The following is a 21044-nucleotide window of genomic DNA, read 5'->3' on the forward strand; positions in this document are numbered from 1 at the left end:
CGCTGGCAGGAAATGGTCGTTCTCGGCTTGGCTGCCGCGTCACTCGATCCGGGTCGGCGCCGCGGGGAGCGACGCCTGTTGGAGCGGGGCGATCTTCCACAGCTTTGAATTGCTGCGGACGAACATCCCACCGTCGGCGACCGCGGGGGTCGCGGAGATGTCGGCCCCCAACTTCGGCTTGGAGAGCACCTCGCCGTCGGCGGCTGAGACGACAAACGCGTCGCCCTTGCTGTTGATGCAGATCAGCCTGCCGGCGGAGCAGACCGGCGTCGCCCAGAACGAGCCGGCGAGGCGGGTCTTCCACTTCCGCTGGCCCGATTCGGCGTCGGCGCAGGTCATGACGCCGGCGCCGTTAATAATGTAAAGACTACCATCCGCGACCACCGGGCTGGGCGAACCGGGCCCGAGCGCGGTCTCCTTCCAGACTACGTCGAGTTCGGGCTTGGTGGGGTCCACCATCAGCAGTCCATCGGCCGGCACGTACAGCCGTCCATCAGCCACGGTCGCGCTGGAGATGGTGGCGCAGTTAATCGTCTCGTCCCACAGCTGCTCGCCGGACTTGATGTCGACCATCGTGAGCCGCCGCCCCGACTGCAGCAGCACGCAGGGCTTGCCGGCCGGGCCGTGCATGGCGACCGGGCTGGCCCAGTTGGCCTGGGAGGGCCGTTCTTGTTGCCAGAGCTGCTCACCGGTTTTGGCGTCGTAGCCGGCGGCGAACGAGTTCTGCTGGCACTCGCACTGCACCACAACCACTCCGCCGAGCACCGCCGTCGAGCTAGCCATGCCGATGTCGTTGCCGACGCCCGGGTGGTCCTCGGTTAGCGAGCGGATCCATTGGACATTGCCGTCCAGGTCGACGCAGACCAGGTCGTTAGAGGAGTAAAGCGCGAAGATGCGTTGGCCGTCGGTTGAGGGCGTGTTCGCAGCGACCGCCGAGGTGTCGTGGCAGTTGGTGCGGCCGGTCGCCCAGAACTGGCGGCGCCAGAGCGGGGCGCCGGTACGGGAGTCGTAGGCGAGCACGTAAAGACGCGTCTCGTCGAGCCCGCCCGAGGCGGTCACGACAACCCGCCCGCCGACAACAATCGGGCACGACACGCCCTTGCCGGGCAGGTCGGCCTGCCACGAGATGTTCTCGCCGGTCTCGACCGACCAGTCCGAGGGGAGCTCAACCTGGCCGGCCGACGCGCCGCCCTGGCCACGGAAGCGCTTCCAGTCGTCGGCCTGGGCGGTTGCCGCCAGCAGCATCACAGCGGCGACGATTGCTAGACGTGCGATGGCGATCATTGCTCGCCTCCTTTGGTTGCAGGCAGCAAGGCCTTGCCGATCGGGTCGGTGATTCGCAGCTGGAGGTCCCAAGCCTGGGCCCAGCCCTCGGTCTGTTCGTTCTGGCAGACCTTCACCAGGATTGTGTTCTCGCCCTCGCGGAGCTCGACCGGGCAGCGGAACTGGTCCAGCGGGTTGCCGGCGTGGTAGACCTGGTTGCTGGCGAGCTCGTCGCCGTTCACCCAGAGCTTGGTCGCGTTGGACGACGCGTAGCGGACCTGAGCGGGGACCGCCGCGGGCGAGTCGAACGTGGCGTACAGGTACGCGGTCGCTCCCTTCTCCGGTCCGAGCGGCTCGGTGAGGTCGACCTCGCCGAGGGCGCCCTCGGCCTCGGCGTCCTGCCACGCCACGACGCCGTTCTTGCCCGGGTAGGTCGCGTCGAGCTGGACCCGCTCCTCCGGCGGGTAAGCCTTATCAAATCCGACGCCGTCGACGTTGTCGAACGGGCCGATGATCTTCCAGTCGGCGATGAAGCCCATCGCTTCGACAATGTCGGGCTTGTCGCCTAGCTCGCCCAGCCGCTCAGCGCACTTCTGGAGTTGCTTTAAGTTGAGCGCCGACGCGAAGGCCTGCTCGTAGAGCTCTCGTTGCTCGCCGCCGCTCGCCGCTTCCGCCTTGTCCATCAGCGCGGCCACGGCGTCGTAGCGGAGCTCGACGCTCTGGTCGTTAAGCAGTTTGGGCAACAGTTCTGCCTTGAGTTCCGGTCGGTTCTCGACCAGCCACTCGTACGCCGCCCGGCGACCGCGGGGGGGCTGATCGGGATTGAACAGGAACTGCTGCAGCTCGGCCTCAGGGAAGCCGTCGCCGGACTCGAGGGCCCGCTCGGCCATCGCGTCGGCCGCGGTGCGGAGCCAATTCTGCGCGGTCGCGGAGGGGGCGTCCATCGCGGCGAGCACGTCGGTCATCCGCTGCGGGTCGCCGGCAGCCACACGCCGCCACGCCTGCTGCAGGTCGGGACTGGCAGACGACGCTCCGGAAGCGGCCGCCAGGCGTTCAATCGCGGGACTAAGGTCGGCGGCGTCTGAGCCGGCCGCAGCGCCCAGGACCGCGCCCAACAGGCCCGCGTGGAGGAAGTGTGTTAATCGCATCGAATCGCTCCGTGAACCAACACCGCTCGGGGTGCGTTGTGAGGCTCGCCGCCAACCGCTGTGGCAGCGCCGTGCGTGGGTCGGTTATCATAGCGGAATCCGTGGGACGAGTCGTGAACCTCTTTTTTGGGCCCCGTTCGAGGGCGCCTTGGCCGGTCGGGGAGTTACATGCGGAAGGTTAAGCAGGGAGGCGGCTGGCCCGCGGTCTGGTACACGCTGCGCAAGGCCCGCGAGGCCGGCGGGCTGCTGCGGTTCTGGCGGGCCATGCGGAGCCGCAATGCCTGCAAGACCTGCGCCCTCGGCATGGGGGGCCAGAGCGGCGGCATGGTCAACGAGCTCGGCCACTTCCCCGAGGTTTGCAAGAAGTCGATGCAGGCAATGGCCGCCGACATGCAGGGCGCCATCAAGCCCGACTTCTGGAGGCGGTTTGGCCTCCGCGAGATGCGGGCCATGAGCCCCCGCGAGCTCGAGCACGCCGGCCGCCTGACCGAGCCGATGCTGCACGAGCCGGGTCAGCCGGGCTACCGGCCGATTGCGTGGGAAGATGCGCTCGGGCGGATCGCGGCGAAGCTCGCCGAGGTGACCCCGCAAGAGTCTTTCTGGTACTTCAGCGGCCGCAGCAGCAACGAGGCCGGCTTCTTGCTGCAGACCTTCGCGCGGCTGTACGGCACAAACAACGTCAACAACTGCAGCTACTACTGCCACCAAGCAAGCGGCGTTGGCCTGACCAGCGTCACCGGCAGCGGCACCGCGACGCTGACCCTCGAAGACCTCGACCAGTCGGACCTGGTGTTCGTGATCGGGGGCAACCCGGCCTCGAACCACCCGCGGCTGATGCGGACGCTGATGGACCTGCGTCGCCGCGGCGACAAGGTGGTGGTGGTCAACCCGCTGGTCGAAACCGGCATGGTACGCTTCGCCGTGCCGAGCGACGTCCGCAGCCTGCTGTTCGGGTCGGAGATCGCCAGCCGCTACGTGCAGCCCCACATCGGCGGCGACCTCGCCATGCTGACCGGCATCGCCAAACAGATCGTCGAGCTCGGTGCCCACGACGAGGGCTTCCTCACCAGCTGCTGCAGCGGCTGGGAAGCGCTGCGCGGCAAGCTCGCCGCGACCAGCTGGGAAGAGATCCTCGCCAAGTCGGGCGTCACGCGGGACGAGATCGACCAGATGGCCGCCGACTACGCGGCCGCCAAGCGGGTGGTCTTCAGCTGGACCATGGGCATCACCCACCAGACGCACGGGGTCGAAAGCGTGCAGGCGATCGCCAACCTGGCGCTGCTGCGCGGCATGGTCGGCCGCCCCGGCGCCGGGCTGCTGCCGATCCGCGGGCACTCGAATGTCCAGGGCATGGGCTCGATCGGCGTGACGCCGGTCCTCAAGCAGGCGATCTTCGACCGGCTCGAGTCGCACTTTGCAGTTAAGCTCCCCACCGAGCCGGGACGCGACACGATGGACTGCATCGTCGGCGCGGAACGGGGCGAACTCAAGGTCGGCTTCTGCCTGGGCGGCAACTTGTACGGCTCGAACCCCGACTCGGCCTACGCCGCCCAGGCGATGTCCCAGCTAGAGCAGGTAGTGTACCTCAGCACGACCCTCAACACGGGCCACGCGCACGGCGTCGGCAAGGAGACCCTCATCCTACCGGTGCTCGCCCGGGACGAGGAGCCCTACGCCACGACGCAGGAGTCGATGTTCAACTACGTCCGCCTGAGCGACGGCGGGCCGCGGCGGCTCGACGGCCCGCGGGGCGAGGTCGAGGTCATCGCCGACATCGCGGCCAGGGTGACGAAGCTGCTCAGCGACAAGTCCGCCCCCCAGACCGGCGGGCTGGCGGCGATCGACTGGGACTCGATGCGCGACACCGGCGCCATCCGCGCGGCGATCGCCAAGATCGTGCCCGGCTTCGACGCTATCGCCAAGATCGACGCGACCAAGCAAGAGTTCCAAATCGACGGCCGCACGTTCCACACGCCGCGGTTCGCCACGCCCGACGGCCGCGCGAACCTTCAAACGCACGCGCTGCCCGAACTACGGGGCGCCGGTGAAGGGGAGCTGCGGCTGATGACCATCCGCAGCGAGGGCCAGTTCAACACCGTGGTCTACGAGGAGCACGACCTGTACCGCGGCGTCGAGCGGCGCGACGTCATCCTCATGCACCCGGACGACATCGGCCGCTTCGGCGTCAGCGCCGGCGGCAAGGTCACCGTCGGCGGCCCCGCCGGGCGGATGCAGCACATCACCGTAGTCGCCCACCCAGAGATCCGGGCCGGCAACGCGGCCATGTACTTCCCCGAGGCCAATGCGCTGATCAGCCGCCAGCTCGACCCCCGCAGCAAGACGCCCGCCTTCAAGTGCGTGGTGGTGCGGGTCACGCCGCAGGAGCAGGTCCCGGGCGCCGATCTGATCGCGTCAGTTTAGCCCTCGCTACTGCAGCTTGACCGGCTTGGCGGGAACCCCGTCCGCCGGCTCACCGTTCGCTGGCAACCCGTCCGCCGGCTTGTCGGCAGCGGGCTTGGCCGTCAGCACCACCCGCACCGGCGTGCCGAGGGCCGGCACATGCTCGGTGAAGGCCTCGAACATCAGGCCGTCGTTGGCCTGGGTGCTCTCGGCGGTGACGTCCAGCGTGGCGGTGCTGAAGTTGGCCACGCAGATCAGGTCGCCCCCCTCCGCCATGTAGTGGTTCTTGCCGGTCTGCTCGTCCTTCCAGAAGCCGCTGCCGGCGAAGACCCATTCGCAGGTCATCGCCTTGCCGGTCTTGACGTCCTTGACCCACTGCTGGGCCCGGGCGGTCTGGCGTTTTCCGGCCGGGTCGATCCACTGCACGCTGACGTCGATCACATCGCCGGTCGGGGGGATGTACTCCTCGACAAACCTGACCGGCGTGCCGCTCTTGGCGCCGACCGCCAACAGCGAGGTGTGCACCAGGTACGCCTTGCAGTCGAGCGCAACGACCGACTCGTGCTCCTTGGTCCCCTTGGGGCAGGCGAACATCTCTAGCACGCCCTGCCGCAGCGAAACGGCCCCGTCGACGTAGACGGTGTGAGTGTTGCGGTTGATCCAGACGTTCTTGGCGCCCGGCATCGGCTGGGCGTCTGCCGGCGGGGGAAGCCGCTTGGGCACGGCCTTAGCTTTATCGGTCTGCTCGTCAGCCTTCTCGACGGCTTTGTCAGCGGCCGGCTTGATCGCGGTCGAATCCGTGGCGTCAGCGGTCGGGGCTTCGGCAAAACTCGCCGCGGTAATAGCGCACCACGCAAACGCCGCGAGCAAAAGCCCGCGCAATCCACCAATACTACCCAGGCTGAACAGACAATTGTAAGATGACACGCAGGACCTCCGTACCCTTGTAGGCGTTGAGTTGCCGGCTGCTGGGCAGCCGGCGTTTGCCGCGACGGCGCCCGCCATCAAGCGGCCGACGCCCCGATACGAAACGATAGGGTCTCGGGAGTCGCTGGTCCATCCGGGCCGGCCCCAGTGGGGCGTGCGATTGCGTACGCCTCCCAACCAAACGACGCGACGCAAACCAGGCGAGCAAGGAAGTCAACGATGAGCGCACCGACCAAGGCAGAGGTCTCGCAGCAGCCTTCACCCAATGGCCAGGCCCCGTCTCACCAAGAGGGCGACGCCGTCCCCGGCATCTCAAACCTGCCGGCACGCCAGCTGTGGCGTTCGACCGCCGCGGATGGGCTGCGTTCGGCCTGGAAGCAGGACCCGCACGGCGACGCCTGGAAACGGCTCGGAAAGCTGCTTTCGGACCACAAGCCACCAAAGTCCCTCCGCACCGGCGGCAAGGCCGCGGAAAGCCCGCTGCAGTGGGGCGCCGCGGCCGACGCCACGCCGCCCGATTGGTGCGGTGCGCCGTCCGACCAGCTCAAGCAGGCCGCCGAAGCCTGGCAGGCTGCCAGCCGCCGAGGGAAAACCGACCCGGCGTTTGTGCTGGAGTCGCTGTGGTGGGCGTACGCCCTGCCCGAACTGGCCAACACGTTCGATAGCCGCGCCTGGTGGGGCGTGGTTGACTGCCTGTTCGAGGTCACCGCACAGGCGGTCGACGCCAGCCTCGGCGACCAGCCGACCGCCGAAATGGCCTACGCGCATCAAGTTCTCGGCGGCGAGCTGCCGCTGGTGCTGAGCCAGACCCTGCCGGACGCCCAGCCGCTGCGGAAGCTCCGCAAGCCGGCCACCGCGGCCCTCACCGAGGGCATCCTCGCACTGACCGACGGCGAGGGTATGCCGACCGCCCGCGTGTTCGAGCGGCTGCCGCTGCTGCTGGCCTGCTGGACCCGCTGCCGCGCGTGGGCCGAGCAGACCGGCAAGCCCTGCTGGAGCAACGACGCCGAGACCCAGTACGAGTGGCTCGTCCGGCAGGCGCTGCGCCTCTGCCGCGGCGATGGCTCGCTGGCCTTGACCCCAGCCGGAATCCGCGGCGGTAGGGCGATGCTCGATCTGGCCCTCGACATGGCCGGAGACGTCTCGGACAACGCGGCGGCGGCCGAGCGGCTCGGCGTGAAGGCCTACCAGAAGATCGCCGGCAAGGCCGATCCGCCAGAGCCGTCGGTCAACTCCGAGTGGTCGGCGATGTCGGTGCTCGCTGCAGACTGGCAGGCCAAGGCCCAACGCGCCACGGTCAGCTACGCCGACCAGGAGTCGCGGATCGAGTACTCCGTGGCTGGCGCGCTGCTGATTTCTGGCCTCTGGACCAGCGAAGTCAAGGTCGACGGCAAGACGCTCGCGCCGGTCGCCGACTGGGATGAGCAGTGCTGGTTCTCTGACGACGACTGCGACTACCTCGAGCTGAGCCTGGACCTTGAGGGCGACGCGAAGCTCGAACGACAAGTGCTGATCGCCCGGGAGGACCGCGTCGCGTACCTGGCCGATATCGTGCAGACCGGCAGCGACCGGCAGCGCTCGATTGAGGTCATCACGCGGCTGCCGCTCGCCGCAGGGATTACCTTCGCCCCCGAGCAAGAGACCCGCGACGGCTGGCTGGCCGCCGGCGACAAACGCCTGGCCGGCGTCGTCCCTGCCGCGCTGCCCGAGTGGCGGGTCGACCCGCGGGTCGGCGAGCTGACACAGGAGGACGACCACCTGGTCATGCGTCACGCCGTGAAGGGCCGCAACCTCTGCTGCCCGCTGTTCCTCGACGCCGCGCCGAGCCGGTTCGCCAAGCAGCGGACCTGGCGCCAGCTGACGGTCGCCGAGTCGCTGCAGCCGGTCGGGCCCGACGTGGCGGTCGGCTACCGGTTCCAATCGGGCAAGGACCAGTGGGTCACCTACCGGTCGCTCGACAAACCGGCCAACCGCACGCTGATCGGCCACAACCTGGCGTCCGAGTGCCTGTTCGGCCGCTTCCTCGACACCGGCGAGGTCGACGAGTTCTTCGAAATCGAGAACGACTGACCCGGCGCAACGCCATGACCGATCGTTCTACGCTCGTCCGACAGAACCTCCAGGCGGTTCAATCGCGTATCGCCGACGCAGCCCAGCGGGCGGGCCGCGCCGCGGACGAGGTCCGCCTGGTCGGGGTCACGAAGTACGTCGACGCGGACGCCACCGCGTTGTTGGCCAACGCCGGCTGCTCCACGCTCGGCGAGAGCCGCCCGCAGCAGCTGTGGGAGAAGGCCGACTCGCCCGAGCTAGCCGGGCGGTCAATCGAGTGGCACCTGATCGGCCACCTGCAGCGGAACAAGGTCCGACAGACGCTGCCGCACGTCGCGCTGCTGCACTCGATCGACAGCCTACGGCTGCTGAAGGCCGTGCAGCAGGCGGCCGCGGCGATCGGCCAGCCGGCCCGGGCGCTCTTGGAGGTCAATTGCTCGGGCGACGCCGAGAAGCACGGCTTCGCGCCCGACGAGCTCGACGCGGTCGTCGGCTCGCTGGCCGAGTACCCCGATGTGGAGATCCACGGCCTGATGACAATGGCCGCCCGCGAGGGGGGCGCCGACCAGGCCCGCAATAACTTCGCGTTGCTCCGCGAGCTGCGGGAACGGGTCGCGCCGAACGCCCCCGATGGGGTTTCGCTGACCGAGCTGTCGATGGGCATGTCGGGGGACTTCGAGGAGGCCATCGCCGAGGGCGCCACCATGGTCCGCGTCGGCTCGACCCTGTGGGAAGGGCTCCGCTAACAAACTCGAATCACAGGTCAGAAACCGAGGCCTGGGCCGAACCGCCGCCGGCCGGTTAAGATACCTGTTATGCCAGACATCCAGCGCAATGCGACCCGTAGCGTCGCGATCGGTTCGATCACGATCGGCGGCGGCGCCCCGATCGCCGTCCAGAGCATGACGGCCACCCACACCCAGAACATCGACGCCACCGTTGCGCAGGTCAACGCGCTGGCCGACGCCGGGGCCGACGTGGTCCGCATCGCGGTCGACAGCAAGCAGGACGCCGCCGCGCTGGCCGAGATCCGCCGGCAGACCTCGGCCAACCTGTCGGTCGACCTGCAGGAGAACTACCGCCTGGCAGAGCTCGTGGCGCCGCACGTCGACAAGGTCCGCTACAACCCCGGGCACCTGTACCACCACGAGCGGACCAAGCCGTGGGAAGAGAAGGTGAAGTACCTGGCGGGCGTCGCCGCCGACAACGATTGCGCGATGCGGGTCGGCGTCAACTGCGGCAGCGTCGACCCGGCCAAGAAGGAACGCTACGACCCGGCCGACTCGATCTCGCCGATGCTCGAGAGCGCGTGGGAGCACTGCGAGCTGCTCGACTCGCTCGGCTTCACGCGGTACTGCGTGTCACTCAAGGACTCCGACCCGCAGAAGGTGATCGAGGTCAACACCCGCTTCGCCGAGCGGCGTCCCGACGTGCCGCTGCACCTCGGCGTGACCGAGGCCGGCATGCCGCCCGACGGCGTCATCAAGACCCGCATCGCGTTCGAGCAGCTGATCGGTCGGGGCATGGGCGACACGCTGCGGGTGTCGCTCACCGTGCCGAACGACCGCAAGCCGGAGGAGATCCGGGCCGGGCGTGATATCCTGGCCGACATCGCCGCCGGCCGCGTCCGCTCGGTAGTCGACTACGGCCTCTCGACGCTCAACATCATCAGCTGCCCGAGCTGCAGCCGCGTCGAGAACGAGGCCTTCGTCGAGCTGGCCGCCCAGGTCAAGGAGATGACCCAATACGCCAAGGACCACGCGGTGACGATCGCCGTGATGGGCTGCCGCGTGAACGGCCCCGGCGAGACCGACGACGCCGACCTCGGACTGTGGTGCGGCCCCAACACGGTCAATCTCAAGAAGGGCGAGGAGACCCTTGGCCAATTCGGCTACGAGGAAATCCTGCCCCGGCTCAAGAGCGAGCTCGACGCGATCATCGCGGCGAAGGTATAGCCCAAGGCGTGCGGGAGTCGGCCGCCCGGGGCGATTAGCATTCGTAGACGACCAATCCCTCCCCCCGTGAAGCGCCGATGCGTTTGCCCCCCTGCCTGGCGATTGCCTGCCTGCTGCCGATCGGCTTATCCTTCGCAGCCGATGAAACCGCCGCTCCCTCACCCAGTGGCCTGACCGTCACCGTTGTCGACTCCGCGGGTTCCCCTGCCGCCGGCGCCAAGCTGGGCCCCTCCGCAGCCTGGAACCGCTCCGACGAAGTGGTGCTTTTTGGCATTGCATCTCGAGAGCCCCTGGTCGCCGACGAGCAAGGCCAGATCGTCATCCCTGCGGCAGAGTTCGCCACCCTGGTGGACTCGCGGGACGGAACCGCCATCGTGCTGAGCGGCGATTGCAAGGAGGGTTTGCTGCTGGTCCTTCCGCCGGATTCCACGGCCGAAGCGATCGGCGTGCAGCTCAAACCACTGCGGCAAGTTGAAGTCACCGTCACGAGCCAGGAGCTGGCGTCGCTCAACCAGGAGCTTGGCGCCACCATGTGCTACGCCTTTGCCGGCGACGCCCGGCCGTTCTTGAGCATCGCTGGCGAGGGCCCCAATAAGCTCATGCTGCCGCCTGGCGAGTACCGCCTGCAGGCGTACGGCTCGAAACTGGTAGAGAAGCAGGAGGCCGAGCTCACAGTCACTCCCGGGGACGCCGACCTCGAGGTCACCATCGACCTGCCGGCCTCAAAGCTGGCGCAGCTAATCGGCAAACCGGCGCCACCGCTCGAGCAGGTCGCGGCCTGGAAGGGCGAGCCAATTACGCTGGACGAATTGCAGGGCAAGGTCGTGCTGCTCGACTTCTGGGGCTATTGGTGCGGGCCGTGCATTGACGCGATGCCATCGCTGTTCGAGCTGCACGACGAGCTCGCGGACCAGGGGCTGGTGATCATCGCAGTGCACGACGACCTTACCGCGGGCGAGAACGGTGTCGATACGCTGGCGAAGCTCGACGAGAAGCTCGCTCCGATTGTGCAGCAAGAATGGGCCGGCCGCGACTTCCCGTTCCGCGTCGCCCTGGATGGCGACGCCCCACCAACGTCCGACGCGACAGGACCCGATCGAGGCGTGATCACCGCTGAGTACGACATTCGGGCGTGGCCCACGGCCATCGCGATCGATCGACAGGGCAGGGTAGTCGGCTCCATGGGCTACCACACCGAGGAGCAGCGGCAGGCGATCCGCGATCTGCTGGCCGAGTAGCCCGGGGCTACAGCCGGCACAGCGCCGGGCTCAGCGCGGCGTTCTTGATCGCGGCGATGTCGTCGTGGCCGCCGGCGTAGATCACGATGTCGTCCTGCTGGAAGACCTCGCTGCCCCGCGGGCGGAGGATCGTCAGGCCGTTGGCCCGCTCGATCGCAACGAACACCAGCCCGTCGACCGTGCCGCCGAACTCCGAGACCGACTGGCCGACCAACGGAGCGCCGGGCTTGATGTGGGTCTCGCCAAGGCGGAACGACTGGTCGTCATCGTCGTACCCGTTGGTGTACTTGGCCAGGCGTGGGCAGATCACCGCGCTGGCGACCGTCCGGCCCGCCATCTGGTGCGGCGACACCACCAGCGACGCGCCGGCGTGCTGCAGCTTGCGGGCGGCCATCTCGTTCTCGGCCCGGCTGATGATGTAGCAGTTGGGGTTGTGTTCACGGACGGTGACCGTGATGAACATGTTCTCGGCGTCGCTGTCGACCGCGCAGATCACGCCGCGGGCCCGTTCCAGGCCGGCGGCCAGCAGCAGCTCGTCGTCGCTGGCCTCGCCCTCGAGCACGACCAGCCCGTCCTCGACAGCGCGGCGGATGCTGCTCTCGTTGTTCTCGATCACGACGCAGGTGACGCCTTCGCGGGTGATCTCTTCACAGATAGTGCGGCCCATCCGGCCGTATCCGCAGACGATGATGTGGTCGGAGCAGTCGGCGATTCGGCGTCTCATGATTCTCTTCCGCGAGGCTTCCGGGTCCGAGGCGATCTGGACGATGGTGGTCAGCGAGTACGTGAACACGCTGATGCCGCACACCAGCAGCAGCGAGGCGAACACCTGCCCGTTGTGGCTGAGCCCGTAGTCGCCGTAGCCGACCGTGGTGATCGTCACCAGCGTGAAGTACAGGCACTCCCACAGGGTCCACTTGCCTTCGATGTGGTAGAAGCCAACCGTACCCACCAGCAGCACCCCCGCCAGCAGCGAGATGCACCGTGCGATCGAGGTTGTAGGGGTGCGGAGCAGCATACGCGGCGGTCGGCTCGAGGTGGGGCCCACAAGCCTAGGTCACCAAACACGCCCCGACGGCATGCGGCAACCCCGCGGCGCAATCCACAAAGTCGGCACAGGGCTTTGTTGCCCCGTGGCTATCGGCCCCTGGTGACGGGCGCCCCGGTTAACGGACCCCTAGCCGCCGACTTCCAGTCTATCGGGGCGCGAGCATCGCGGGCGCCAGCGCTTGCGTTGGCTCGACCGCCGCGGCGACCCCGGCCTGCTTGATGATCATCACCTGCGTGGTCGCCTGCGGGATGATCGGCTCGGGCTTGTCGGCCATGAAGTCGTGGAACGCCTGCTCGACCCCCTTGAGCATCCCGTAGTCGTGCGACAGCATGACGCCGCCGGGCGTCATCCGGGGGTAAAAGTACTCCAGGCAGCCGAGCGTCCCCTCGTAGAGGTCGACGTCAAAGTGTGCAAACGCATACTGCTGCTCCGGCACGTCGGCCGCGGAGTCGGGGAACAGGCCCTTGTGGTAAGTAACGTTGTCGTACTCGGCGAGGTAGCCGCTCACCTTTTCCATGCTGCACGCGTACTGACCGACACTGTGAACGCGGGCGTCTTTGTCGCAGTCTTGGGGCAGGCCCTCGAAGGTGTCGAACAGCATCAGCGGCTTGTCGCCTTTCACCTCGCACATCAGCTTGGCGGTGGTCCCCTGGTAGCAGCCCACCTCGGCGAACGAGCCCGGCAGGCGGCTCATCGCTCGGGCCAGGGTCATGACGTTGTAGCACTCCCAGGCGCTGTTGAGGCACTTGCGTTCGCGGCGGACCTTGCGGAGCAGCTTCACCTCGCCCCCCGGCTTGCGGGACGCGAGCGACGCCATCTGCACCATGGACCACGCGTCGAGGCCGACCTGCTCCATGAAGCCGCCGCCGCCCATCCGTTGCACAATCTTGTTTCGCAACCACATACGAGGATCCCCCAATTGGAAATGGCGATTCGGCATGCCGCAGATCTGATTGGCCTATCCTGCGTGCAGCCGAAGCCCCGGTCAAGCCACCCTGACTGCGTCTGGCCAAGAAACTTTGACGCCGCGCGGTGGAATCGCCTGCCTGGGGGGTCCAGGTTGCTCCCTGAAACCGCCAACGAGAAAACCCGCCGCGCACCCCTGGTACGCGACGGGTTCTGGTCTGTTACTGGCGGACGCGTGGTCTAGAGGCCGGTCTCGAAGCGGAGCAATTCGCCGGCGTGGATCTCGACCGCCTCGCCGGCCGGCAGCGGCTCGGTCATCCCTACGACATCAATCTCGAAGTCGTAGGTCCCCGCGGGCAGCAGGTACGGGTAGTACAGCCCGTCGACGCGGAGCGACGCCCCGATGCCGGGCCGGGCCTGCGCCTGCAGGACGAGCTCACGCTCCGGAGCGGCGCCCTGGTCCTCGGCGGCGTCGGCCGACTGCTCGGGCCGGCGGTAGACCCGCCACCCGCTGATCTTCTGCTCCGGCCGAACGAAGCGCACGCCGCTATCGAGGGTCACGGTGGACTTGGAGCCGGGCTTTACCACCACCCGCCGGGCCACGGCCGACGGCTCCTCGCTGGCCGAGTAGATTAACTCAACGTCGTAGACGCCGGGCAGCAGCGGCTTGTCCTTGAAGGTGTAGTAGCCGTTGCCGTTCGACGAAACCGTGGCCGCTACGGCGCCGGTCCCAGAGTCTTTGACCACCACGGTCTCGACGTGCAGGCGGTCGTTCCAGTTGTTGGCGCTTGCCAGGCTCTCCGGCAGGTTGAACGCGATCGAGCCGAGCTCGAGGTCGCGGGTCTGTTGCGTTGCGATTGTGAACACGCCCAACTCGGTGCGGGTCGACTCGCCGTTGTTCGGGGTCGCGAACCCGGCGGTGACACGGTACTCGCCGGACAACAGCGGGTGCGTGTCGTCGGCCTGGAGGTTGGTGATCGTCTTGACGACCTTGCCGTCGCTGGCGCGGGCGATCTCGACGTAGCGGAGGCTCTCCTGGGCGCCCTTGGGCATCGCCAGCCTCAGCTTGCCGAGCCCGGTCCCACCGGCGACGGTCTGAATCTTTGCCTGCTCGACGTCTTCGGCCACTTCCTGGCTGACGGCGTTGAGGGCCGCGAGCAGCGCGTCGCCGTCGGCCGCGGCAAAGTACTTGCCGCCGCCCGCTTTGGCCAGACAGCCGAGCTGCTTGGCGGCGGCGGCGTCGACCGCGAACCCGACCGCGTGCAGCACGAATTTGCAGCCGGTCGACTTCAGCTCGCGGACCACCCGGCAGGGGTCGCCGGCGCAGGTCTCGACGCCGTCGCTTACCAGCACAATGCTGGTCACGGCGTCCTTCCCCTTGAGCATGCCCGCCGCGGTCAGCACGGCCGACGTGATCGGTGTCTTGCCGCGGGGCTCGAGGCGGTCGACCTGCGACAACAATCCCTGCCGGTCGCTGCTGCCGGCGGGCATCAGCACCTCGATGTCGGTGCAGTCTCCCGGCCGCCGGTGACCGTACGCCACCAGCCCGACCAGCACTTCTTCGGGCAGGGCCGGCGTGATGTCGTGCATCACCTGCTTGGCGGCGTCGATCTTCCGCTGCCCTCCGGCGTCCTCGGACATGCTCCCGGAGGAGTCGAGGACGAACAGCACCTCGGGCATTGCCGCCCCGCACCGCGGGGTGGCAGGAGTGAGCAGGGGAAGCGCGGCGGCGAGCGCAGTCAGCAGGACAAATCGCATGGCGGGAGGGCTCCGGAGGAGGATGGGGAGGAACGCCAGCCGCCGGCCTGTGGCAGGGACCAGTGCGGGGCGTAGGAGGGAACAAAGTGAAGAGATCAGCAGCGGAAAAGCGGGGAGGGCGCCCGGCGGGCGGGCAGTCTCTCAAACCTATCTCACAAGCGGGCCGGGCACGGTGTCCCGCCATCGATTGGTTGGGGCTGTCGACGACGCACAGCCGGAGCAATCGGCGCTACCAAATCGAGGCGCGCCGCCCGCGGCAAGGGGCGTCTGATAGGTGAAACGAAACGGCCCACGCAGCGTCGACAGGGCTCCGTGAAACGCTAGCACCGAGCGGCAAATAGCGAGGTTTACTCGGGGCTCGAAGTGTCGCATACTCACCCCCCGGCAGCTACTCGCCGGAACGCTAACGACACCGCAGAATCGCTGCGCCCCGCGCGCCACCGCCTTATGCCTCGACTCTCGTGCAGCCAGCTAAGCACCTTCCGCTGGTCACTCGACGAAGACCTCTACCACTACCACAAGGCCGGCTTCGAAACGATCGGCCTGTGGCGTCGGAAGCTGGTCGATTTTGGGATTGAGCGCGGCCTGGAGCTGCTGCAGGACAGCGGGCTGACGGTCGCCAGCCTCACCTGGGCCGGCGGTTTTACCGGCATCGACGGCCGCACCTTCGACGACAGCCTCCGCGACGCCTGCGACGCCATCCGGCTGGCCGCCCACGCGCGGGCCGAGAACCTGATCCTGTTCACCGGCGGCCGCAACGGCCACACCACCCGCCACGCCGAGCGGCTACTAGACGCCGCCCTCGACTGCCTGCTGCCGCTTGCCGAGGCGATGGGCGTCACCCTCGCGCTCAAGCCGATGCACCCCGCGTGCGCCGCCGAGTGGTCGTTCCTGACCGGCGTCGAGGAGGCGGCCGAGGTCGTCCGCCGCTGCGACAGCCCGCGGCTCCGCCTGGTCTACGACACCTACCAGTTCCCGCTGCGGGGCGACTCGCTCGCCGCCCTGTGCGACCTGATCCCGCTCGTCAGCCTGGTGCAGCTGGCCGACGCCCGGACGCCGCACGGCATCGACCTCGACCGCTGCCCCCTCGGCGAGGGACAGCTGCCGGTCGCCGAGACGGTGCGCGCCCTCAACGCCGCGGGGTATACTGGGTACTTCGACGCCGAGCTGCTCGGCCCCTCGGTCGAGGCAATCGACTACGCCACCCTGCTCGAACACACCCGCCAGGCCTACGACGCGATGATCTGCCAGGCCGAGCCAATCACGGCCGCCTCGCCGAACCGCTAGTAACGCCCCCGTGCCCGAAGACCCCCGTGCCTGAAGACCTCGTCGTCAACGACCAGATCACCATCGCGGGCAGTGAGTTGCAGTTCAGCTACGCCCGCAGCTCCGGCCCCGGCGGGCAGAACGTCAACAAGCTCAACACCAAGGCGACCCTCCGCTGGTCCCCCGGTGAGTCGCCGTCGCTACCGATCGCCGTGAAGCGACGCTTCCTCGAGCGCTTCGCGTCACGGCTCACCGGCGAGGGCGAGCTGGTCCTGCAGAGCGGGACCCATCGCGAACAGGCCCGCAACACTGGGGAGTGCCTTGCTCGGCTGCGGGCGTTGGTGCTGTCGATTGCCCGCCCCCCGAAGCAGCGACGCCCCACCAAACCGAGCCGCGCCTCGAAGGAGCGCCGCCTGCAGTCCAAGCAGCAGCGCTCGCAGGTCAAGCAGCTCAGGCGTAAACCGCGAACCGACGACTAGCGCCAACCGCGCGCGACCTGTCGACCGACACGGCCCAAACTGGGCAACCTGCGGGCTCTGCCGAACTCCAGCTAGGCTGACGGAAGATTTTCTCTCTGCGCCCAACTCATTCTGCCAGGCCGGCTTAGGACGAGATGTCGGGTAGGGCCGAGTTTTCTTGCCCGAAATTGTTTGGCTTTGGCCGGCCATCTGGTTATCCTTGCGTCCGGCTAGCGGATATAGCGGATGCAACGATCTCCTTTTCTCATCGTCGTCATAATCAAAACTCGTTGATCGCTTGCTGTGCCGTCTAGCCCGCGTACGGACGCCAACCAAGCAGACGCGACACCTTGCTGAGCAGCGGCTACCTGAGCCAGCTTTACGGACGACAGCTTTACGGCAGGCGGGCGGCGCAGGACTCCTGAATCCCGCGACGCGCGGATCCTGATGCGGTCCTGCCACGTACAGCTGGGACCAGAATTCCAGAAACCTGTTCTACGGCGCAAGGGAGTTTAATGCTCCGCCGACAGGCTACGGCTTCCAGAGCACGGCGACCGGCCCACAAGCTTGGACTGGCTCGATCGGACACGGTCGGCGGGATCACGGTCGGCCGGATAACGTCGGCCGATTCGATCAGCCAGGCGTAGCGGATACCGTGGTCCGTTCGGCAGGCGACAGTCAGCGCAGCAGCTGCCTCGGCCGCCAATGGGATCCGGGCAAGGGCCAAGCTTCAGGCGACAGATACGGGGTCGACGCGGACGATCACCGCGGCCAGAGCGCGGCGGTCGGAAACGCGTCCGGCCCCACTTTTCAGCTATTTTTGTCGATCGAAACCAAGAGTCGGTCGACGCAGACAGGCGCAACAAAACGAAGGAGGGATCGCCATGGCAGTGCTCCACGCACAGTCGACTAGCAGCGTCAGTTGGATCGAGCACCAGATGCTCGAACACGTGAAGGGCGCACTGCGGGTCACACTCGACTGGAACGCCCCCAGCGTCAGCATGCAGCGTAAGAAGTCGAGTGTCCGGTTCTCGTTCCAGTCGTTCTGCCGGCACCTCGATCGGCTGATGCGGATCGAGGAACGCGACAACTACCTCGAGGAACTCTGTGAGGTAAAACCGTACTTGGAGCCGCAGGTTCGGCGGCTGCGAGCGGACCACGACCGGTTCCGCCGCGAGACCCACACCCTCATGGCGCGGCTCGAGCAGCTCGATGAGTGGCAGGCCGACGAATTCGACGACTGCTGCCTGCAGATCCGCGAGCTGCTTGCCGAGGTCGATCAGCACGATCGGGAGGAGGTCCGCATCCTCCAGGAGCTGCTTTCCTACGACGAAGGGGGCGAGGGCTAACCGCACCTCGGCGAGCCGGATTTCCGGCTTGGGCACAAGGAACCGTTCTGTCAAGCTTCTGTTGACGGCAACTACTTCCAACTTCTTCTGCGAAAACCACTCCTCTGCCTGTTTAGGTACGGGGTAAAATGGAGTGGGTCAGCAGTCGGGGGCATTTTCTCCGGCCGCCTGTCACCCAATGCAGAAGCCCAGCCTAGTCGAAGCGAGGTCTCGCCAGATGGGAAAACGGCCGCAGCACCTGGATCGTTTCTTAGAAGATTGGCCCTACGAGTTCGGCGAGGTCACCGCCCGGTGCGTCAGCGGCGCGGACGGTAGGCAGGTGATCCAGTTGCGCATCGACCTCGGCGTCCTGCAGATGGAAACGACCGGCCGACCCGACGGCCGCCGCCCCGACGGGGCCGAGACCTACTATGACCGACTCATGTCGCTCGCCTTCGAAGAGGGCGAGGCCTTCGAGCTCGACGACGAACGCTGCGTCGAGATCGACCGCGAGTTCGTGCAGTTCTACCACCGCCGCCTGGCGTGGCTGGCGCTGCGGGAGTTCGAGAACGCCGTTCAGGACGCCGACCACACGCTGGCCCTGATGGACTTCAGCTCGGCGCACGCGCCCGACGAAGAGTGGGCCGACCTGCACGAGCAGTACCGCCCGTTCGTGCTGTTCCACCGCACCCAGGCAGCGGCGCTGCGGGAGCTCGAGCTGAGCCGCCCGGAGCACGCGGTCGCCGCCCTCAACGAGGGGCTGTGCAAGATGCGGCAGGTCTTTGTCCGCCACGACCTGCTCGAGGACTTCGAGGACGACGAGCTGGTCGTCAAGCTGGTCGACATGAAGGAGACGCTCTCCGAGCAGCACGACCTCGAGGCCCCGCTGTCGCAGCAGCTCGCCGAGGCGATCGCCGAGGAGCAGTACGAGCTGGCCGCCGAGATCCGCGACCGCATCGCCCGCCGCGCAGGCGCCGACGCCTAGCGTCACGCCCAGCATTCGGACGAGCGACTGGCGTTACCCGGCGCCGTCCAAGCGTGGCCCGGCGCCGTCCAAGCGTGGCATAGACGTCTGTTGCCCGCTGGCCGTTGCCGTGCAAAGCCAGAAACCTCATTCCAGGGATCCTCTCGCAGCGACTTCCGATCGAGCTAGCATTCGCTACTCTTCCCAACCCGCACAGTCGGGCCCGCGACGCCAGCACGCTTGGCGGTTCTTTCAATCGATTTGCAATTGTTCACCTACCACTGAACATGCCAGCAAAGTCGGCGCCCCGCTAAACCCCGTTCGCAGCGTGTCTTAGGGAAATCTACCCGCCCCGGGCGCCGGTTTGGCACGCCCTCTGCTTTAGATGCTCTCGTTGCTCTGGGGGAGCAGGCCGACGCCTGCTTGAGAGTTTCGAGCGACTCCAATGATTTGCGAAGGCCGCCGGGCAGCGGCCCCTCATCACCAACCAAGGGAGTGTTTTATGTTGGTTCTTACTCGCAAGGCGAACGAAAAGATCCGGATCGGCGACAACATCACCATCACCATCCTCCGCACCAAGGGCAAGACGGTCCGCGTCGGCATCGAGGCGCCCAACGAGGTCGCCGTCCTGCGTGGCGAGCTGGCGTTCGAGCAGCCCGAAGACGAGCCCGCGCCCCAGCAGCCTGCCGCCAAGGCCGCCGCTCCGAAGCCGGCAGCCAAGCCGACCGACGCCCCCAACGCCGAATGGCCAACCGAATCGCGAAACTGCGTCACCCACGCACGCGTGCCCCGCAACCGGGTAGCCACGGTGCTGCCGCAGATGCTCGGCGACGCCGGGCCTCTGCGGGCGATGCTCGACCGCCGGGCGACCGCGGGCGAGTTCTGAGTGCCCCCGAGGCCTCCGGGCAGGCCGCGGCTAGGGGCTGCTCGACTCCTCGAGGTCGAGCCGCTCTAGCGGGACCGCGGTGAAGGTGATCGGCTTGCCCCAGATGGCGTCGACCTCTGGGTGCTGCTCGACGATCGCCGGGTTCGGCGTCAGCACGACGTCGGCCTGCCGCGCGTCGGTAATCAGCACGGGGATCGGCGCCTCGAGCTGGTTGCCCCCGGTCATCTCCGAGCCGTCGAGGTGCAAACGCATCACGGCGCCCTCGAGCGGGTAGGCCTGTCCGTCGATATGCACGGCGGCAGAGAAGCCGAGGTTGAGTGCCGAGCCGCCCCGCGTATCGATTAGCAGCACCAGCTTGCCACCGTCCTTGGTTTGCTGCATCACCAATCGCTGGACCTGTACGCCGTGGCCACCGCTGAGCTGGCGGGGGTCGGTAATCAGTTTCACGAGGGCCTCGTCCTCCGCATAAACCGTGAGCTTCTCGGTCACGCTGGTCTGCCACCGGCGGAGCGGCTGCGGCGCTCGGGCGGGGTCGACCTCTTCGGGGTTCAGGCCGACCATCTTGTCGTAGGGCGCGTAGGCGGCCTCAACGTCGATACGGAGCTCGTGCTCGCCGGCGGCGAGCGGCTCGGTGAGCGAGCCGTTCCAACCGTCGCGGCGGCGCCAGTCCTCGCGGTACTTGGCGGGCTTGCCGTCGACCGAGACCTGCTTGACCCGCCAAACCAGCAGCGGCACGCCCGCCGAGTTTTCTGCCCAAACGCTCCCGAATTTGACGGCGACCGGCAGACTTCCATCGCCCGCGCGCCGGCGTGCAAGCGGTTCGAGTTTCGGTTCGGCTCCATAGAACGCGTCGGCTAACGCCAAGAGAGACTTGTCGGAGAGCTGGCCCTCCTGGACGACAGCCTCAAGAAACTGTCGCGCCCAATGTAGCGGGCTGCCGTAGCCGTTCGGGTGGGCGGCCGCCATCGCCAGGGCGAGCGTCTGAATAGCGTCGTTCGACTCCGCGGCGGTCAGCTTGCCGGCCTGCTGTCGCCGTTCGAGTTCCTGCCAGACCCACGGCTCGTCCCACCGCTTGGGCAGCTCGTTGCGGATGAGCTGCGTGTTCGATAACATGCCGATGCCGCCCGGCCCGCGGGCCATCGACTGCAACGCCGACGCGGCAAACATCCCAACCAACGGCGTGACGGCAAGCAGCACGCCCCAAATCAGTAGGTTTCGGCGTCGCTCTTTGACGCCCAGCCACACGACGGTCACGATCCCGGCCACCAGCGGCCCGAGGACGGCGCCGCCCCACAGCAAGCCGATCAGGAGCTGCGGGTTGCGTTGCAGCAACCGGCCCGACAGGCCGAACGCGGCGCCGCCTACCACCAACGTGATCAGCATCGTCCGCAGGCGGACACGGAAGTTGGGCTTGGGGTCCGGCATCGACCGTTCGGAGCAGAGGTCG

17 protein-coding genes are annotated in these 21044 nt (G+C 67.5%); 10 read left to right on the forward strand and 7 right to left on the reverse strand.

The genetic code is table 11. From position 1 onward, the window contains the following. Positions 1–39 precede the first annotated feature (39 nt). Positions 40–1284: a PQQ-binding-like beta-propeller repeat protein gene (locus Pla123a_RS13205; RefSeq protein WP_146587677.1), complete on the reverse strand. Its 1245-nt coding sequence runs from the start codon at positions 1282–1284 to the stop codon at positions 40–42. Further along, complete coding sequence (locus Pla123a_RS13210; protein WP_146587679.1) at positions 1281–2411, reverse strand: hypothetical protein; 1131 nt, start codon at positions 2409–2411, stop codon at positions 1281–1283. The genes Pla123a_RS13205 and Pla123a_RS13210 overlap by 4 nt, the downstream gene beginning before the upstream one ends. 168 nt (positions 2412–2579) lie before the next feature. Between Pla123a_RS13210 and Pla123a_RS13215 the strand changes: the two genes are divergently transcribed. Further along, entirely contained in the window at positions 2580–4832 is a 2253-nt protein-coding gene (locus tag Pla123a_RS13215; protein WP_146587681.1) for an FdhF/YdeP family oxidoreductase, read from the forward strand. Between the two features lie 6 nt (positions 4833–4838). Here Pla123a_RS13215 and Pla123a_RS13220 read toward each other — a convergent pair whose 3' ends face one another. Continuing rightward, positions 4839–5738, reverse strand: coding sequence for a YdjY domain-containing protein (locus tag Pla123a_RS13220; protein WP_146587683.1), 900 nt, complete (start codon positions 5736–5738; stop codon positions 4839–4841). 219 nt (positions 5739–5957) lie between these two features. Here Pla123a_RS13220 and Pla123a_RS13225 point away from each other — a divergent pair, with 219 nt between their 5' ends. The 4 genes from Pla123a_RS13225 (at position 5958) to Pla123a_RS13240 (ending at position 10980) form a co-directional block, all read left to right on the forward strand. After that, positions 5958–7808: a hypothetical protein gene (locus tag Pla123a_RS13225; protein ID WP_146587685.1), complete on the forward strand. Its 1851-nt coding sequence runs from the start codon at positions 5958–5960 to the stop codon at positions 7806–7808. Positions 7809–7822: 14 nt separating this feature from the next. Further along, entirely contained in the window at positions 7823–8533 is a 711-nt protein-coding gene (locus Pla123a_RS13230; RefSeq protein WP_146587687.1) for a YggS family pyridoxal phosphate-dependent enzyme, read from the forward strand. A gap of 69 nt (positions 8534–8602) precedes the next feature. Next, on the forward strand, positions 8603–9742 hold the full coding sequence (ispG, locus tag Pla123a_RS13235; RefSeq protein ID WP_146587689.1) for a (E)-4-hydroxy-3-methylbut-2-enyl-diphosphate synthase: 1140 nt from the start codon (positions 8603–8605) through the stop codon (positions 9740–9742). A 77-nt stretch (positions 9743–9819) separates the two neighbouring features. Further along, positions 9820–10980 carry a TlpA family protein disulfide reductase gene (locus tag Pla123a_RS13240; RefSeq protein WP_146587691.1) on the forward strand — a complete coding sequence of 387 codons (1161 nt, stop codon included), beginning with the start codon at positions 9820–9822 and terminating at the stop codon, positions 10978–10980. A gap of 7 nt (positions 10981–10987) precedes the next feature. Here the strand turns inward: Pla123a_RS13240 and Pla123a_RS13245 are convergent, their stop codons facing one another. The 3 genes from Pla123a_RS13245 to Pla123a_RS13255 form a co-directional block, all read right to left on the reverse strand. Next, on the reverse strand, positions 10988–11998 hold the full coding sequence (locus Pla123a_RS13245; RefSeq protein ID WP_146587693.1) for a potassium channel family protein: 1011 nt from the start codon (positions 11996–11998) through the stop codon (positions 10988–10990). Between the two features lie 178 nt (positions 11999–12176). After that, positions 12177–12935 carry a TylF/MycF/NovP-related O-methyltransferase gene (locus Pla123a_RS13250; protein WP_197527935.1) on the reverse strand — a complete coding sequence of 253 codons (759 nt, stop codon included), beginning with the start codon at positions 12933–12935 and terminating at the stop codon, positions 12177–12179. 242 nt (positions 12936–13177) lie between these two features. After that, complete coding sequence (locus tag Pla123a_RS13255; protein ID WP_146587697.1) at positions 13178–14695, reverse strand: VWA domain-containing protein; 1518 nt, start codon at positions 14693–14695, stop codon at positions 13178–13180. A gap of 447 nt (positions 14696–15142) precedes the next feature. On the opposite strand from Pla123a_RS13255, the gene Pla123a_RS13260 reads away from it, so the two are divergent. The 5 genes from Pla123a_RS13260 (at position 15143) to Pla123a_RS13280 (ending at position 19597) form a co-directional block, all read left to right on the forward strand. Continuing rightward, positions 15143–15982 (forward strand): sugar phosphate isomerase/epimerase family protein, encoded by an 840-nt coding sequence (locus Pla123a_RS13260; protein WP_146587698.1) that lies wholly within the window; start codon positions 15143–15145, stop codon positions 15980–15982. Positions 15983–16008: 26 nt separating this feature from the next. Further along, positions 16009–16440, forward strand: coding sequence for an alternative ribosome rescue aminoacyl-tRNA hydrolase ArfB (gene arfB / locus Pla123a_RS13265; RefSeq protein WP_146587700.1), 432 nt, complete (start codon positions 16009–16011; stop codon positions 16438–16440). 863 nt (positions 16441–17303) lie between these two features. Next, the gene (locus Pla123a_RS13270) at positions 17304–17768 is read left to right on the forward strand and encodes a hemerythrin domain-containing protein (protein WP_146587702.1); all 465 of its coding nucleotides are present in this window, start codon (positions 17304–17306) and stop codon (positions 17766–17768) included. A gap of 217 nt (positions 17769–17985) precedes the next feature. Next, positions 17986–18732 carry a UvrB/UvrC motif-containing protein gene (locus tag Pla123a_RS13275; RefSeq protein WP_146587704.1) on the forward strand — a complete coding sequence of 249 codons (747 nt, stop codon included), beginning with the start codon at positions 17986–17988 and terminating at the stop codon, positions 18730–18732. Between the two features lie 481 nt (positions 18733–19213). After that, positions 19214–19597, forward strand: a complete 384-nt coding sequence (locus tag Pla123a_RS13280) for a carbon storage regulator (protein ID WP_146587706.1) — start codon at positions 19214–19216, stop codon at positions 19595–19597. Between the two features lie 30 nt (positions 19598–19627). Here the strand turns inward: Pla123a_RS13280 and Pla123a_RS13285 are convergent, their stop codons facing one another. After that, a complete protein-coding gene (locus Pla123a_RS13285) occupies positions 19628–21022 on the reverse strand; it encodes a hypothetical protein (protein ID WP_146587708.1) in 1395 nt (464 codons plus the stop codon). Between the last annotated feature and the right edge of the window lie 22 nt (positions 21023–21044).

This window comes from Posidoniimonas polymericola, from assembly GCF_007859935.1.
In the GTDB taxonomy this organism is placed as follows: domain Bacteria; phylum Planctomycetota; class Planctomycetia; order Pirellulales; family Lacipirellulaceae; genus Posidoniimonas; species Posidoniimonas polymericola.

What these genes read in the sequence shown, in the direction of transcription:
- Pla123a_RS13225 (WP_146587685.1), top strand. Translation starts at nt 5,958, where the DNA reads ATGAGCGCACCGACCAAGGCAGAGGTCTCGCAGCAGCCTTCACCCAAT.
- Pla123a_RS13240 (WP_146587691.1), top strand. Translation starts at nt 9,820, where the DNA reads ATGCGTTTGCCCCCCTGCCTGGCGATTGCCTGCCTGCTGCCGATCGGC.
- Pla123a_RS13275 (WP_146587704.1), top strand. Translation starts at nt 17,986, where the DNA reads ATGGGAAAACGGCCGCAGCACCTGGATCGTTTCTTAGAAGATTGGCCC.
- Pla123a_RS13230 (WP_146587687.1), top strand. Translation starts at nt 7,823, where the DNA reads ATGACCGATCGTTCTACGCTCGTCCGACAGAACCTCCAGGCGGTTCAA.
- ispG (WP_146587689.1), top strand. Translation starts at nt 8,603, where the DNA reads ATGCCAGACATCCAGCGCAATGCGACCCGTAGCGTCGCGATCGGTTCG.
- Pla123a_RS13260 (WP_146587698.1), top strand. Translation starts at nt 15,143, where the DNA reads ATGCCTCGACTCTCGTGCAGCCAGCTAAGCACCTTCCGCTGGTCACTC.
- Pla123a_RS13210 (WP_146587679.1), bottom strand. Translation starts at nt 2,411, where the DNA reads ATGCGATTAACACACTTCCTCCACGCGGGCCTGTTGGGCGCGGTCCTG.
- Pla123a_RS13285 (WP_146587708.1), bottom strand. Translation starts at nt 21,022, where the DNA reads ATGCCGGACCCCAAGCCCAACTTCCGTGTCCGCCTGCGGACGATGCTG.
- Pla123a_RS13245 (WP_146587693.1), bottom strand. Translation starts at nt 11,998, where the DNA reads ATGCTGCTCCGCACCCCTACAACCTCGATCGCACGGTGCATCTCGCTG.
- Pla123a_RS13280 (WP_146587706.1), top strand. Translation starts at nt 19,214, where the DNA reads ATGTTGGTTCTTACTCGCAAGGCGAACGAAAAGATCCGGATCGGCGAC.
- Pla123a_RS13250 (WP_197527935.1), bottom strand. Translation starts at nt 12,935, where the DNA reads ATGTGGTTGCGAAACAAGATTGTGCAACGGATGGGCGGCGGCGGCTTC.
- Pla123a_RS13255 (WP_146587697.1), bottom strand. Translation starts at nt 14,695, where the DNA reads ATGCGATTTGTCCTGCTGACTGCGCTCGCCGCCGCGCTTCCCCTGCTC.
- Pla123a_RS13270 (WP_146587702.1), top strand. Translation starts at nt 17,304, where the DNA reads ATGGCAGTGCTCCACGCACAGTCGACTAGCAGCGTCAGTTGGATCGAG.
- Pla123a_RS13215 (WP_146587681.1), top strand. Translation starts at nt 2,580, where the DNA reads ATGCGGAAGGTTAAGCAGGGAGGCGGCTGGCCCGCGGTCTGGTACACG.
- Pla123a_RS13205 (WP_146587677.1), bottom strand. Translation starts at nt 1,284, where the DNA reads ATGATCGCCATCGCACGTCTAGCAATCGTCGCCGCTGTGATGCTGCTG.